Genomic DNA, 14281 nt, shown 5'->3' on the forward strand with positions numbered 1-14281 from the left:
TTTTGTGAGTTTTTACGTGGACTGTTGTGCAATTTCTTCAGCGCTTTTATAAAGTTTTTTGTGTTCAGAGGTGCGGTTTTTATATGAGAAAAATAAAAAATTTGTTTTTGATATGTGAATAATTCCTATTGTGAGTTAATTCTCATCCTGCAATTTATGTCGTCCAACACAGCGTAAGGTTGCATTGATAAATCCTATTTGTCACATGTATCTGTAATATCTGGTCGCGCTGACTATTAGTTCGCCAATCATTCTTGATTCATTCCCTCGAATATCTCGTATCGCGACTGCTGTATTAGTCATTAGCGAAGTCAAAAACGAACGCAATCCCTCCGGCTCTGACTGAGTTGTTTCCGGCGCGCCGGTTTAATAATTGATAACAAAAGGAGAACATCCTGATGAACACGACCCGGCTCAAGCTGCTGGGCTCTGCTGCATTCTTGGGCGCCAGTATTCTGGCTGCACAAGGCGCAATGGCGCAGAGTGCCAGCTGTAAATATGTTGTTAGTAATAGTTGGGGTAGTGGCGCGACTGCCGCTATCGAAATTACCAATGTGAGTACCAGCGCGATCAATGGATGGTCGGTGAACTGGGCTTATGTAAATAACCGTTTGTCTGGCAGTTGGAATGCGACTGTCTCTGGTTCAAACCCTTACGCCGCATCTAACCTGAGTTGGAATGGAACTATTCAACCGGGGCAGACGGTATCTTTTGGGATGCAGGTCAACGCCAATGGCAGTGCGATTGAAACACCTGCGGTGACCGGATCAATTTGCGGTGGAGTTTCTAGTTCAATTCCCTCTAGTTCAGTGCCATCGAGTTCACCATCTTCCAGTTCACGTTCTTCTAGTTCGCTTCCGCTTTCCTCTTCATCCAGTGTGCGCTCATCGTCATCGGCAATTTCATCTAGCTCAATTGCTTCCAGTATTTCATCGACCTGTGCTGCAATTCAGGCGTGTAATTGGTACGGCACTAATTACCCCGTCTGTACATCAACGCAAAGTGGTTGGGGTTATGAAAACAATAAGAGCTGTATTTCTGTCGCGACCTGCGCCAGTCAGCCATCGCCTTTTGGCATAGTAAGTGGTTGTGGTCTTTCCAGTTCGTCGCTGAGTTCAAGTTCAATCAGATCCAGTTCTTCCAGTTCAATTGTTTCCTCTAGTTCTGTTTCTTCGAGTGTTCGCTCTTCATCAAGTAGCAGTCTTGTTTCATCCAGCAGTTCTTCCTCTGCAAGCGGCGTGATTCCCAACGCAACGGCGAGCGGCTGGCCTTATTGTCGTTCCGCGGATTCTGATCCCGATGGCGATGGTTGGGGTTGGGAAAATGCTTACTCTTGTATCGTTTATGGATCGGCACCCGATGGCGGCGCAGGTAATTTCCCTTACTGCATGATCGGTTCATCGCAATTGAATTTGTGTACGACTGATAACGGCAGTTGGGGTTATCAAAGCGGCGCTGTGTGTTTATCGAAAAGTATGTGTCCGGGGATGGGCAGTGCAACGCAATTACCGGCGCGTACTACTCCCGTGAATGCCAATGCCAATGCCGATACCACCACCAAAAACGTTTTCAGTTATTTGAAATCGATTTGGGGCAATCACATGTTGTCTGGCCAGCAGGATTTAACCTGGCAAGACAATATCGATCTGTACCAGCGTGTCATTAATGACACTGGCCGCGCGCCTGCAATCATGGGTTATGACTTCATGAACTACGGTATGTGGGCAGGCAATCCGGGTATGGCGCAAACCGAAGAAGCGATTACCCATTGGAATCGTGGCGGCCTTGTGACTTTTGCATGGCACTGGCGCGATCCTAATGCGGCGGCGAATACCATAGGTGCTTTCTATACCGCCGATACCAATTTCACTATCCCGCTTGTGAATGGCCAACTTGATACCTCCAGCACCAGTTTCGCCAATATGCAAGCCGACATTGCGTTGATCGCTGCGGAATTACAAAAACTGGAAGATGCCGGTGTGACTGTGTTGTGGCGCCCGCTACACGAAGCGTCTGGTGGCTGGTTCTGGTGGGGGCGCAATGACCGCGCCGATGGTTTGCCTGCAGCCTACGCACAAGTTGTGTTGTGGCGTTATCTCTATGACCGTCTCACTAATTTCTACGGTTTGAATAATCTGATCTGGGTATGGAACGGGCAGAGCGCCGCTTGGTATCCCGGCGATGCTTATGTCGATATCACCAGTCACGATATTTACGATGGTGCGCAAAATTACGAATCCCAAGCCTCTGTTTTCAACATGGCAAAAGGCTATTCACAGGAAGTGAAAATGGTCGCGCTGAGTGAAAACAGCAATATTCCCGACCCGGATTTAATGCAGCAGGACAACGCTTGGTGGTTGTACTTCGTGGTTTGGAATGACGTAGACACAGCCGAAGGTGTAACCAACTCCAGCAACTTCTGGACGGGTGAGTACTACAACACCAATGCGCACAAGGTTCATGTTTACAACCATGATTTGGTAATCACATTGGATGAGCTACCGAATTTTTAATCGCATATTTTTGATGCAAACAATAATGACAGGAGAAATATCAGATGAATTTTTCATCCCTTAAAAAAATTGCCACAGCCGCGCTACTCAGCGCCGGCCTGTTGGCAGCGCAAAGTTCATTGGCGCAAAGCGCCAGCTGTAAGTACGTCGTGAATAACTCATGGGGTGCGGGTGCAACCGCCAGTATTGAGATTACCAATAACGGCACAACGGCTTTAAATGGCTGGAGCGTTAATTGGCGTTATGTGAACAACCGCATCACTGGCAGTTGGAATGCAACGGTGAGCAGCAGTAATCCTTATTCGGCTTCAAATCTCAGTTGGAATGGCAGCGTTCAGCCAGGGCAAACTGTGTCGTTTGGCATGCAGGTTGCGACTAATGGTGCGGTGGAAACGCCGGTAGTGACGGGTTCGATCTGCGGTGCAAGTTCGACGGCATCTTCAGTGAATTCCAGTGTGGTGTCATCCTCTGTTCCGTCTTCGATTCGCTCGTCGTCATCCTCAAGCGTGGCTTCTTCGAGTGTGGCATCGAGCAGTGTGGTGAGCAGTTCATCGGTAGCAGCTTGTACAGGAGCTCAACAGTGCAACTGGTACGGCTCGCTTTATCCTCTGTGTGCCTCTACCCAGAGCGGTTGGGGTTATGAAAACAACCAAAGCTGTATTTCACGCGCGACCTGCACCAGCCAGCCATCACCTTTTGGTGTGACCGGAAACTGCTCTCAATCCAGCTCGGTTACCTCATCTTCCGTCTCAACCAGCGTCTCTTCGCGTTCATCCAGCAGCTCTTCTTTCAGCTCCTCTTCATTGAGCTGTCCGCAGGGGAATAGTTGGCCGGATTGTCCTTGGCAAACTTGGAGTGATGCCTATTGTGCCCAGCTTGGTCCGCAGCTTTGTCCAAGAAGTTCATCCAGTAGTTCATCAAGCTCTACCGGTTTAACCAGTGTGCAGCTAACAAGACAAATGGGAATTGGTTGGAATTTGGGTAACTCCCTGGATGCAATTGGCGGCGAAACCGCTTGGGGTAACCCTGTGGTGACGCAACAGCTGATCAACTCGGTGAAGGCCGCTGGTTTTAAAACCATTCGTATCCCAGTGGCTTGGAGCAAGTTCTCCAATGACGCCAATTTCACTATTCAAGCTGCGTGGATGGATCGTGTCGAGCAAGTGGTGAATTACGCACTTAATGCCGATATGTACGTGATGATGAATATCCACTGGGATGGAGGTTGGATGCAGCCTACCTATGCGCAGCAGGCTTACGTCAACAACCGTTTGAAAATCATGTGGACACAAATCGCGACCCGTTTTGCCAACTACGATGACCGTTTGTTATTTGCTGGCACCAACGAAGTGATGGTAGACGGTGATTACGGCACACCAACGCCTGAGTACTACACAGTGCAAAATAGCTTTAACCAAACGTTCGTGACTACTGTACGCGCTACTGGTGGCAAAAATGCGACTCGTCATTTAGTGGTGCAAGGGTTCAATACCAATATCGATCACACAGTGAATTTTGCTGTTGTTCCAACCGATACCGTCGCTAACAAGCTGATGATGGAAGTGCATTATTACGATCCTTACAACTTCACCTTGAACACCAGCAGCAACATCACCCAGTGGGGTTCAATTGCTACCAACCCGAGCGCAACCGAGACCTGGGCAAATGAATCCTATACCGATGCGCAATTCCAGAAGATGAAAGTCAATTTTGTGGATAAGGGGATTGGTGTGATTTTGGGTGAGTATGGTGTGGTATCTCGCAACAATGTTGCTGGTCATGAAACCTATCGCAACTATTGGAATGAATACATCACTAAATCAGCCTACACGCGCGGATTGGTGCCGGTGTATTGGGATAACGGTTACGGCGGTGATGGTGGCATGGCGCTATTTGATCGCGCCTCCGGCACCCAGTTGTACCCGAATCTGGTTCAGGTCATTGTGAAAGCAGATGATTAACTTCAACTGCGATTAACAAACGAAGAAAGGCGGCCACTGGCCGCCTTTCTCTTTTCTATCTCACTAATTTTACTGCTCGTAATCAGTATTTTTTATACCAGCAGCGCCATAGCGGCTTCCATTTCATCGCTTAAATCTTCCGATTCCGCGACGTGCATGTCCGGGTCGAGGCCTAAACGTTCAAAGGCTTTAACCTTGGTGCAGTCGATTTTTGCCATAGGTGAATCTGAGCCCAAATAACTTTGCAGCATGGCGACCGTCACTATATCGGCGTAGTCAGCTTTAGGGCTTTGGCGGGCGAAGTCGATGTGCTGGCTGGGGATGTGAGCAATCTCTTGCGGGAAACCCCAGGTTTTTAGAATCAAATCGCCAATTTGGCCATGCAGTTCATCGATGACTGCATCGAGGGTAAAGCTGTCTTTGAGCAGAGCAGGGTGGTCTTCGGCGTAGGTCAGAATCGGCAGGGCGCCGATTTTATGAACAAGCCCGGCCAGTGTGGCTTGATCGGGGCGCAGCTTGGTGTAGTGCTTACAGAGTACGTGGCTGATACCGGCGATCTCGCTGGAGCGGCTCCAGATTTCACGCATACGCATATCGACCAAATCAGACGTCGCTTGAAACATTTGCTCCATTGCAAGGCCGGTGGCGATATTGCAGGTGTATTGAATGCCGAGGCGCATCAAGGCGGTACGCAGGTCTTCAATCGCACGGGTTGCGCGCAGCAGCGGGCTGTTGGCTACACGGATAATCCGTGCGCTCAGCGCTGCATCGCCGCCGATAACACCGGTGAGTTTATCTATGTCGGCATCCGGGTCATCAGCTACTTCGCGCACCTTGAGTGCAACTTCCGGCAGAGTGGGGAGTACGAGTTGGTCATTGTTGATCGCAGTGATAATGTCGTTGCGAACTTTTTCAGCAATGGGGGTCATTGGTGATCCTGTCAGGGTTTATTCGTTGGTTTCATCAGCTGTAGGTATAGCATAGGGAAGCGGCAGCTGGCTTAAAACTTCCGTGCTTGTCTCTAATGTGACCTGATCCAATTGTTCATCCAGCAGTGATGCCAGCAGTTCTATCTGGCCGTCGGCGCCCAGAGCGGCATTGACTAGATGTCCGCAAGCATTGCGGCTGGTTGCATTCACTAACACAGTGCCGGGCAAGGGAAGTTGGTCGCCAGTCATTCCTGCATTATGGACAGAAAAACGATACATGTGGCGCTTCAATTTGCCCCGATAGTGCAAGCGTGCCACGATTTCCTGCCCTGTATAACAACCTTTGCGGAAGTTAACGCCATTGACTAACTGGTAATTGATCTCCTGCGGAGTGAATTGCTCGTAAGTCTCGGGATAGATGTTGGCAATGCCAGCGCGAATATCCAGCAACTCCCAATCATTCAGGCTACCGGTTTGTGTGTGCTCGCTCAGTTGTTGTTCAAATTCGTTGCTGTCGGTTGCTTTAATCCAGCATTCAAAGCGATCAGCTGCTAACTGGATCAGGATGTTGCCGTCCTGTTCAATCCAGCCATCATCGCCTACTGGTAAACCACCAAAAAGTTGTTGTGCGATTGCATGCGAATTATCGCCATATAAACCAAATAGGCTGTATTCACTGTCATCGTGCAATTTGGCTTTGGAGAATACGATGTATTTGCCAAGTGAGCTTTTGGCTTTATCCATCATGCTTGCCGGAATGCGTAGAGCGATAGTTTCCAGATTAATTTGCAGGGCGCGGAAACTGAGCAGAATACGGCCTTTAGGATTGCACTGGGTACCCAGGCGAGTGACAGGTGCGCTTAGGTCGCGCAGATCACAAGTGACTTGGCCTTGTAAGAATTTGAGGGTATCTGGCCCTTTGATCAGTAGTAATCGAGTGTGTTGAAGCCTGACTAAATGTGCTGTGCTGTTTGCAGAAGTGTTGTTGCTCATAGCTATCGCTGTCGTTAGAGGGTGAATCTGATGGGGGGCATAATACCGGTTTTTAGGGAACTGCTCATTGGCAGTTATTTCATTCTGGGCTATATATAGCTAATAGAGATTAGGTGTCGCCTCAAGTGTTATAAATCTTCACTAGACTTGTCTGCGAATCAACCCACCAGTGTGAAATTAAAATAACAACAAACACATTATCAGTCGGCGCGACTAGGTAGAGTATCTACTCATGGTGAACATTTGTGGCTTCTTATAAATACTATTCCGATATTCGTCAAAGCGGTTTTTATCAGCTCTTTCTGTATTGCTTGCTTACTGTGGCGGTGATGTTTGCTTACGAGCTGCTACCTGCCAAAAAAATGCTGGTTGTACCTTCAAACAAAATTCCTCATTACATCTATGCCGATACCAACTCATCTGGTGAGCCTATGGTTTATTGGACTGACTATGATGGGCTTGGTTGGGAGTGCGATATCGAAAACGATGGCCAATCCCATATCTGTGGTTTCAATGTTTACCTCGGCGGTGGGCAGGGCACCACCGGCATGGATTTGACCAGTTTTAAAACAATTAATATTGATTTGAAGTACACAGGCGATGACCAGCGCCTACGTTTTTATATCCGCAATTATGAGCCTGGTTTTTCGGATATTAATGAGATGCAGACGGCCAAGTTCAATAATGTTCATGTTCCCATCACCTATGTGAATGATAGTTTGGTGTTGAGTTTGGCAGAATTTTCCGTCGCTGAATGGTGGGTTACCACCTATAAGGTTCCGCGTGACCGCGCCTTGCCGGATTTTCGCCATGCTATCGCTTTTGGTATTGATGTCAGCTACCCCAGTACTCCCGGTAAACACAACTTCAGACTCAATCATCTGGAGCTTGTGGGCGAGTGGGTATCGCGCGAGAACTGGTATCTGGGGATTTTGATTTTCTGGTTGTGCGTCATCATGCTTGCTGGTGCTGTTCGTCTCGGGAGGTTAAAGAAAAAAATTCGCATGGAGCAGCAGCGTTTGGAGCGCTTGGCTAATCAAAACTCACTGCTAGTAAAAGAGACAGATAAATATAAAAAGCTGTCAATGCTTGACCCGCTTACGGGCTTGTTAAATCGTCAGGGCTTGTCCGATTACATTGAGGAATATTTCCCCAAAGACACAGAAAAACAGGTATCGATGGTCATAGTCGATATAGATCACTTCAAAAAGATCAATGATTCCGTGGGGCACGATGGGGGTGATGTCGTACTGAAGCGGGTAGCCGAGCTGATTAAAGGTCATACCCGTCAAACGGATCAGGTAGCGCGCTGGGGTGGAGAGGAGTTTGTGTTGATTCTGCCGGATACTCAAATCGATGATGCCTTTCATATCGCCGAAGAAATGCGCGCACTTATCGCGACCACCAGTTTTGAGCAGTTCCCTGAGTTGCAAGTCAGCATCAGCTCGGGGGTAGGCAGTAGCGAAGGCAAGATTCCATTCCATCAACTATTCCGCCGTGTAGATATCGCTCTCTATCAAGCTAAAGCGCAGGGGCGCAACCGGGTGATCAGGGCAAGCGTTTAGGCGTTTGCTCGTTTATAATGCCGCCCCTGTCGATTTATCAATATAGGTAGTGGTGTGGATATTAATCGTTTGTTTTGGGGTAGCCGCCGCGGCATGTTGGAGCTGGATTTGGTGCTGATGCCATTTCTGGAGAATGTATACCCAACGTTGGAACAGGCTGATAAAGAGCGTTACTGGTTGTTATTGGAAGAGCAGGATCAGGATCTATTCGCCTGGTTTATGCGCCGGGAAGATCCCGCCAACCCTGAACTACAACGGATTGTAGGTATTATTCGTGCAAACACCGGCCTTCAAAAAGACAGCTGATCAAGCATCTCTCGAATCAAATCTTGAATCAGGGTCTTCTCCTTTAAAACCGCTGCCACCACTGGCGGCGGTTTATATCGCTCAATCCCGCTTTGCTGTGCTTCTTTATCGTTGTGGCTATGGGGCTTTTGCCCTAAGTCTGCTGCTGGTGTTTTATCCTTTTGTTATCGCACAGCCGTTTTGGTTCTTGGGATTGATCTTGTGTTATGCCGGCTTGTGGTGGGCTTACCATCAGCAACTCAAATCCTGTATCACATGCGCGATCAGATTTGCCGATGGTAGCTGGTGGTTGGAACAGGACGGGAATTGCTCGCAAATGGAGTTAGCCGGTGATGTGCTCTGCTGGTTGTGGCTGATTATTTTGCCGCTGCGTAATGTGGCGAATGATTCTACAAAGGGAAAAGGAGAGGTTCGCCAAGTAATGGTGTTTAACGATTCGCTCAGCAGCAGCGATAACGCCCGGTTACGCCGCTGGCTGCGTGCCTGCCTCGTGCCTAAAGGCTAGCCCCAAAAACTAAGGCTTTCGGGTTTATAAGCTCACATCTTTACTGACAATCACATCCTGCCCGGCAAAATTTGTCGGCACCAAAATGGTATCGCGTGCGATGGGGGATTTCTCCGGGTAATCAGGCGAGTAGTGCAGGCCGCGACTCTCTTTGCGCTCATGGGCAGAGCGGATAATCAGCTCCGCCACAATCGCCAGATTGCGCAGCTCGATCAAGTCACTGCTGACTTTATAGTTACTGTAGTACTCGGCGATTTCCTTTTGCAGCAGCTTGATACGATGGGTCGCGCGTTCAAGGCGCTTATGAGTGCGCACAATGCCTACGTAGTCCCACATAAAGCGGCGCAGCTCATCCCAGTTGTGCGAGATCACCACATCTTCGTCAGAGTCGGTTACGCGCGATGCATCCCACTGCGGGGAGGTATCTGGTGTCGCGATCTTTTCTAGCTTCGCCAAAATATGCTCAGCGGCGGATTGCGCATACACAATACATTCAAGCAGCGAATTGCTCGCCAAGCGGTTGGCGCCATGCAGACCGGTAAACGAGGTTTCGCCAATCGCATACAGATGTTGTAAATCTGTCTGGCCATTTTTATCGACTACCACGCCGCCGCAGGTGTAGTGAGCGGCAGGTACTACAGGAATCGCTTCTTTGGTGATGTCGATGCCGTATTCCAAACAGCGCGCTTTCACGGTCGGGAAATGCTCGCTGATAAATTCTTCGGACTTGTGGCTAATGTCCAGATAAACACAGTCGCAGCCGAGGCGTTTGATTTCATGGTCGATGGCGCGTGCGACTATATCGCGCGGCGCCAACTCGGCGCGCTCATCAAAGCGCGGCATAAAGCGCTCGCCACTGGGCAGGCGCAAGTAAGCACCTTCGCCGCGCAGGGCTTCAGTGATCAAAAAGTTTTTCGCGCGCGGGTGAAATAAACAGGTAGGGTGGAATTGATTGAATTCCATATTGGCAACGCGACAACCAGCGCGCCACGCCATGGCAATACCATCGCCGCTGGCACTATCGGGGTTGCTGCTGTATAGATAAACCTTACTTGCACCGCCGGTTGCTAAAACGACTACCTTGGCTTGGAATACATGTACTGCATCATTTTTATTGTCGAGCACATAGGCGCCCGAGCAGCGCAGCTTGCGTGAATCGACATCGGCTTGGGTAATAAGGTTTACCGCTACATGATGTTCAAAAATATCGATATTAGTCTGGCGCAATACCTGTTCAATCAATGTTGAGTGAACCGCTTGGCCGGTGGCATCGGCGCTGTGAATAATGCGTCTATGGCTGTGACCACCCTCTTTGGTGAGGTGATATTCACCGTTGTCGCTTTCCTTGGTGAAGTTAACGTCTTGAGCGATTAGCCATTGAATCGCGTCTTTACTGCGCTCTACGGTAAAACGCACCGCATCTTCATGGCAGAGGCCGCCGCCAGCGATAAGTGTATCGGCCACATGGGCGTCGATAGAGTCCTGATCATCCAACACCGCTGCAATTCCGCCTTGGGCAAACCAGGTCGAACCTTGATTGATCTCATTTTTGCTCAGCACAGCAACTCGCGCCTTGTGCGCTAAACTTAACGCTAGAGTCAGACCTGCCGCGCCTGAGCCGATAATCAGAACATCGTATTCGTAGTGTTTTTTCATGAAAGTAAAACCCGGAACGCACCAAGCGCGAGAGAAAAGGGGCAAAAGACAGCGCAGTATACCAAGCTCGCGTGGGTTTATACGAAGTAAACAACCATTAGGCTAATAACTCCGTATAATCGCGCATGAACTTTTAAAGTCGTTTTTTGTCTATAACGGCGCCAACTTATAGGCTTTGATTTGCCCTATGCCAAAAGGCAGGGCGCTTGGGGGTTAAAAGAATGACAGCGCAACTAGCGCCTGATGTTGATCAGCAACTGGTCGAGCGAGTTCAAAAAGGCGATAAACGCGCGTTTGATTTGCTAGTGATTAAATACCAGCACAAGGTTTTAGCCGTGATTAGCCGTTTTATACGCGATCACGCCGAGGCTCAAGATGTGGCCCAAGAGGCTTTTATTAAGGCGTATCGAGCACTGCCCAATTTCCGTGGCGACAGCGCTTTCTATACCTGGATTTACCGTATTGCTATCAATACTGCCAAAAACCACATAGTGGCGCGCAATCGTCGCCCGCCAACCAGCGATGTGGAAATCGAAGATGCTGAATTCTTCGATGGCAATGACGGCATGCACGAACTGAACACGCCAGAGCACAATATTCTGTGTGATGAGTTGCAGGACACGATTGAGCAAGCTTTCCGTGATTTACCGGATGATCTGCGCACCGCAGTGACTTTACGTGAAATCGATGGCTTAAGTTATGAAGAAATTGCCGAGGTGATGGAGTGCCCGGTTGGTACGGTACGCTCACGTATTTTCCGCGCCCGCGAGGCAATTGATAAGCGAATCAAGCCCTTAGTGGAAGATATATAGGTGCAGTAATCGAAAGCGGAGCAAGCAAAATGCAACCCTTGAGAAAAATTTGCACATTTTTTTGTAAATTCGTGAACCATTTGACTAATGCTTAGTCATAAAAAGCAACTGGATCAGAGTCATTAATCGACCTTATAAGAGGTCGCGATTTTGGTCAGAAAACATAACTTACTTTCTAATTGTTTTTGCATAGAGGCACCCGCGAGAATGACAGAGCAAATCCAACCCCCAGTGCTTGCCGAATCCCTGTCAGCACTTATGGATAATCAAGCTTCCGAGCTGGAAATCCAACGGCTGCTCAAAGCGCTTGAATCTGATCCGCAGATCAAAACTACTTGGTCTCGCTATCAGCTCGCAAGTGCAGGTCTCAAAGGGGATTTGCCGATCATGGCCTCCAGCGACTTTGCTGCTCGTGTCAGCGCAGCTATAGATGCTGAAGAATCCTATTCAATCCAACCGCAAGTTGCTGCTCAAGTTAGTCAAGTTACTCAAGTTGAAGGGCAAGCAAGTAATGTAGTGGCACTGCCATCACGCTGGTGGCAGCAAGTAGGGCGCGCAGCTGTGGCGGCCTCTGTTGCCGGTGCATTGATTGTTGGTGTGCAGCAATATCAATCTGGTGCAGCTCCGCAATCTGCTGAGTTTGCAGCTAACCCGACTGTGACTACGCCGGTCACGGCAACAACAGAAACTAAAGCGGCGAATTTGCCATCAGGCATTAATGCGCCTGCGTTGTCGGCTCGTACTGTTGCTGTGCAAAGTGGTTATGAATCGCGCCCACAAGAGAATCGCCGCGTGATGTTTGTTCCTCGTCAGGAAGCTGCACCTATTTATAACGAAGAGGTCAGCACCTACGTTAACCAGTTGATTCAAGAGCATACTGATAACGCATCGAGTAATAGCGGTCAGGGTATGTTGCCTTATACACGTGTGATTCTGGTTGAAGAGGAATAGTTTTCTGCAGTTGATTGTGTAAGGCCGTTGCTTTAACAGGTGGAGCAGTTATGCTGCTCCCTTGACCCACTCTCTTACGAGTTCAGAATGTTAACTCCCCCATCTATTCGTCGTTTATTGTTGTTGTCCCCTCTGATTTTTTTAACCCCAAATTTGCAAGCACAAGATGCTAATGTTTCGGCTCAGTTGTCGGAGCCGGATGTTGCTTCACAAGCAGGCGTATCCAGTGCCGACCACTCTGCTGAAATTGAGCAGCTGTTGCAGAAGATGGCGAGTGTGCCGCAGACGCTGAATTATCAGGGTTCATTTACCTATCAGCACAAAGATAATCCTTCACTGCAAAGCTTTCGCATCACCCATTGGGTTGAAGATGGCGTAGAGCACGAGCGCTTGCAGCACCTGAATGGTTCTGAGCGAGAGGTTTTGCGCTCGGGTAAAGCGATTGGTTGTGAAACTTTGGGTGCGCAATTGCTGCAAGGTAAAGTTAGCCAGTTGGGGGTGAACCTTGCGCGTATGGATCAATTTTATCGCTTTGAAATTCGCGGCCCCGAGCGAGTAGCAGGGCGGGAAGCAACTGCTTTGTTAGCTTTGCCTCTAGATGGTTTTCGCCATAGTTCGCTGCTGACGATCGATAACGAAACCGGATTGGTGCTCAAGTCCTGGTTGGTTGATGAGTCTGCCCGCCCGCTGGAGCGCTACCAATTTATCGATGTGAACTTTAATCCTGATCTGGTTGATATCAATCAGCTGCCTGCGGCCAAAATCCAGCGTTCGGCGACAGCCCTGCTCAGCGAATGTAATCCTTCAACGCTAAAACAGCCTGAGCGTTGGCAATTGGCTTGGGTGCCACCCGGTTTTGCTTTTGTCGGCCAGCGTCAGGTGCGTAACCAGATTGATATGTTGATGTACACCGATGGCTTGACCACATTTTCTGTATTTATCGAGGCGGCAGCGGGCGCCATACCTGAAGGTGTCGCTTCACGCGGCGCGACTTTGGCGGTGATGGATTCTCTTGTATATCAAGGTAAAACCTATCGAATAACGGTGGTAGGGGAAATTCCGGTCGTCACGGCTCAGAAAATTGCGCAGAATATAGGGGGGATTTAATCCTCCCTTTTTATTAGAGCATTAGTTGTATTGATGGCTTCACAGTTTGTCGGGGTTGATTGCCCAAGGTGGTTTAGATGATTCTTGAAACCGGTCGTATAGTGTCGATAGAAACCGAAGGTGTCTGGGTAGAGACCATCCAGAAGTCGGCCTGTGGCTCCTGTAAAGCTGAGAAGGGCTGCGGGCAAAGTCTGATCAATAAGTGGGATGGCCACACCAGTTACATCTGGGTATTACTGGAAGGGCGCGATCCGGCGAATTATCAGTTGGGCGATGAGATTCAGATTGGCATCCCCGAAGAAGTTATCGCCAAGGGCGCCATGTTGGTCTACATGCTGCCACTGATTACTTTGCTCATAGGCGCTGCGGTGGCACATCACCAGTTCGCGAGCGAAGGCATCACCACACTCAGTGGTTTTGCTGGATTACTGTTGGGCGGTTTGCTGGTGCGCTGGCATTCCTGGCGTAACCGATTAAACCGCGATTTGCAGCCGGTGCTGGTCGATGATCGAAAGCCGCTGTATTTCCATCAGCCTGCCGGGCAGCATTAATATGTTGCGAGTGAATGCGTCTGTCGTGATTCCCCTGAGTGAAATCGAATGCAACGCTATGCGTGCGCAGGGAGCGGGCGGGCAAAATGTCAACAAGGTGTCGAGTGCGATACATTTGCGTTTTGATATCCCCAAGTCGTCGTTAAGTGAGTTTTGCAAAGCGCGCTTGTTGGCGCTGGGCGATAAGCGCATCACCAATGAAGGTGTATTGGTGATTAAAGCCCAGCGTTTTCGCACCCAAGAGCAAAACCGTGAAGATGCACTGGCACGGCTGCAAGAAATTATCCTTGATGCCATAAAAATCGAAAAATTGCGCCGTGCGACCAAACCAACATATTCTTCCAAGCAACGCCGGATGGATGCTAAATCCCAGCGCGGTTCAATCAAATCAGCACGACAAAAAGTGCAGTTGGATTAATTTTGCACAACCGC

Annotated in this window: 13 protein-coding genes; 10 read left to right on the forward strand and 3 right to left on the reverse strand. The window is 49.2% G+C overall.

Annotated elements, in window-relative coordinates; genetic code table 11:
- The first annotated feature begins 398 nt into the window (after positions 1–398).
- Both SPL68_RS07200 and SPL68_RS07205 read left to right on the forward strand, forming a co-directional pair.
- Entirely contained in the window at positions 399–2513 is a 2115-nt protein-coding gene (locus SPL68_RS07200; RefSeq protein WP_323814424.1) for a glycosyl hydrolase, read from the forward strand.
- Positions 2514–2557: 44 nt separating this feature from the next.
- Complete coding sequence (locus tag SPL68_RS07205; RefSeq protein WP_323814425.1) at positions 2558–4474, forward strand: cellulase family glycosylhydrolase; 1917 nt, start codon at positions 2558–2560, stop codon at positions 4472–4474.
- A gap of 92 nt (positions 4475–4566) precedes the next feature.
- On the opposite strand, the gene SPL68_RS07210 is transcribed toward SPL68_RS07205, so the two are convergent.
- Both SPL68_RS07210 and ygfZ read right to left on the reverse strand, forming a co-directional pair.
- Positions 4567–5403: an HDOD domain-containing protein gene (locus SPL68_RS07210; protein WP_323814426.1), complete on the reverse strand. Its 837-nt coding sequence runs from the start codon at positions 5401–5403 to the stop codon at positions 4567–4569.
- An 18-nt stretch (positions 5404–5421) separates the two neighbouring features.
- Positions 5422–6396: a CAF17-like 4Fe-4S cluster assembly/insertion protein YgfZ gene (ygfZ, locus tag SPL68_RS07215; protein WP_323814427.1), complete on the reverse strand. Its 975-nt coding sequence runs from the start codon at positions 6394–6396 to the stop codon at positions 5422–5424.
- Between the two features lie 245 nt (positions 6397–6641).
- On the opposite strand from ygfZ, the gene SPL68_RS07220 reads away from it, so the two are divergent.
- Genes SPL68_RS07220 through SPL68_RS07230 form a run of 3 tightly spaced genes read left to right on the forward strand, consistent with a single transcriptional unit; the run spans position 6642 to position 8772 of the window.
- Positions 6642–7961: a GGDEF domain-containing protein gene (locus tag SPL68_RS07220; protein WP_323814428.1), complete on the forward strand. Its 1320-nt coding sequence runs from the start codon at positions 6642–6644 to the stop codon at positions 7959–7961.
- A gap of 54 nt (positions 7962–8015) precedes the next feature.
- On the forward strand, positions 8016–8267 hold the full coding sequence (locus tag SPL68_RS07225) for an FAD assembly factor SdhE (RefSeq protein WP_323814429.1): 252 nt from the start codon (positions 8016–8018) through the stop codon (positions 8265–8267).
- The gene (locus SPL68_RS07230; RefSeq protein ID WP_323814430.1) at positions 8236–8772 is read left to right on the forward strand and encodes a protein YgfX; all 537 of its coding nucleotides are present in this window, start codon (positions 8236–8238) and stop codon (positions 8770–8772) included. Before SPL68_RS07225 ends, SPL68_RS07230 begins: the two co-directional genes overlap by 32 nt.
- Positions 8773–8796: 24 nt before the next feature.
- On the opposite strand, the gene nadB is transcribed toward SPL68_RS07230, so the two are convergent.
- On the reverse strand, positions 8797–10428 hold the full coding sequence (nadB, locus tag SPL68_RS07235) for an L-aspartate oxidase (protein ID WP_323814431.1): 1632 nt from the start codon (positions 10426–10428) through the stop codon (positions 8797–8799).
- A 221-nt stretch (positions 10429–10649) separates the two neighbouring features.
- Here nadB and rpoE point away from each other — a divergent pair, with 221 nt between their 5' ends.
- From rpoE to arfB, 5 genes are all read left to right on the forward strand, one after another.
- Complete coding sequence (gene rpoE, locus SPL68_RS07240) at positions 10650–11240, forward strand: RNA polymerase sigma factor RpoE (RefSeq protein WP_323814432.1); 591 nt, start codon at positions 10650–10652, stop codon at positions 11238–11240.
- Between the two features lie 207 nt (positions 11241–11447).
- The gene (locus tag SPL68_RS07245) at positions 11448–12191 is read left to right on the forward strand and encodes a sigma-E factor negative regulatory protein (protein ID WP_323814433.1); all 744 of its coding nucleotides are present in this window, start codon (positions 11448–11450) and stop codon (positions 12189–12191) included.
- Between the two features lie 87 nt (positions 12192–12278).
- A complete protein-coding gene (locus SPL68_RS07250) occupies positions 12279–13298 on the forward strand; it encodes a MucB/RseB C-terminal domain-containing protein (RefSeq protein ID WP_323814434.1) in 1020 nt (339 codons plus the stop codon).
- Positions 13299–13375: 77 nt separating this feature from the next.
- On the forward strand, positions 13376–13849 hold the full coding sequence (locus SPL68_RS07255) for a SoxR reducing system RseC family protein (RefSeq protein ID WP_323814435.1): 474 nt from the start codon (positions 13376–13378) through the stop codon (positions 13847–13849).
- Between the two features lies 1 nt (position 13850).
- Complete coding sequence (gene arfB / locus SPL68_RS07260; protein WP_323814954.1) at positions 13851–14267, forward strand: alternative ribosome rescue aminoacyl-tRNA hydrolase ArfB; 417 nt, start codon at positions 13851–13853, stop codon at positions 14265–14267.
- Positions 14268–14281 lie beyond the last annotated feature (14 nt).

Source organism: Cellvibrio chitinivorans (assembly GCF_035117775.1).
GTDB classification, from domain to species: Bacteria; Pseudomonadota; Gammaproteobacteria; order Pseudomonadales; family Cellvibrionaceae; genus Cellvibrio; species Cellvibrio chitinivorans.

What these genes read in the sequence shown, in the direction of transcription:
- SPL68_RS07200 (WP_323814424.1), top strand. Translation starts at nt 399, where the DNA reads ATGAACACGACCCGGCTCAAGCTGCTGGGCTCTGCTGCATTCTTGGGC.
- SPL68_RS07205 (WP_323814425.1), top strand. Translation starts at nt 2,558, where the DNA reads ATGAATTTTTCATCCCTTAAAAAAATTGCCACAGCCGCGCTACTCAGC.
- SPL68_RS07210 (WP_323814426.1), bottom strand. Translation starts at nt 5,403, where the DNA reads ATGACCCCCATTGCTGAAAAAGTTCGCAACGACATTATCACTGCGATC.
- ygfZ (WP_323814427.1), bottom strand. Translation starts at nt 6,396, where the DNA reads ATGAGCAACAACACTTCTGCAAACAGCACAGCACATTTAGTCAGGCTT.
- nadB (WP_323814431.1), bottom strand. Translation starts at nt 10,428, where the DNA reads ATGAAAAAACACTACGAATACGATGTTCTGATTATCGGCTCAGGCGCG.
- rpoE (WP_323814432.1), top strand. Translation starts at nt 10,650, where the DNA reads ATGACAGCGCAACTAGCGCCTGATGTTGATCAGCAACTGGTCGAGCGA.
- SPL68_RS07245 (WP_323814433.1), top strand. Translation starts at nt 11,448, where the DNA reads ATGACAGAGCAAATCCAACCCCCAGTGCTTGCCGAATCCCTGTCAGCA.
- SPL68_RS07250 (WP_323814434.1), top strand. Translation starts at nt 12,279, where the DNA reads ATGTTAACTCCCCCATCTATTCGTCGTTTATTGTTGTTGTCCCCTCTG.
- SPL68_RS07255 (WP_323814435.1), top strand. Translation starts at nt 13,376, where the DNA reads ATGATTCTTGAAACCGGTCGTATAGTGTCGATAGAAACCGAAGGTGTC.
- arfB (WP_323814954.1), top strand. Translation starts at nt 13,851, where the DNA reads ATGTTGCGAGTGAATGCGTCTGTCGTGATTCCCCTGAGTGAAATCGAA.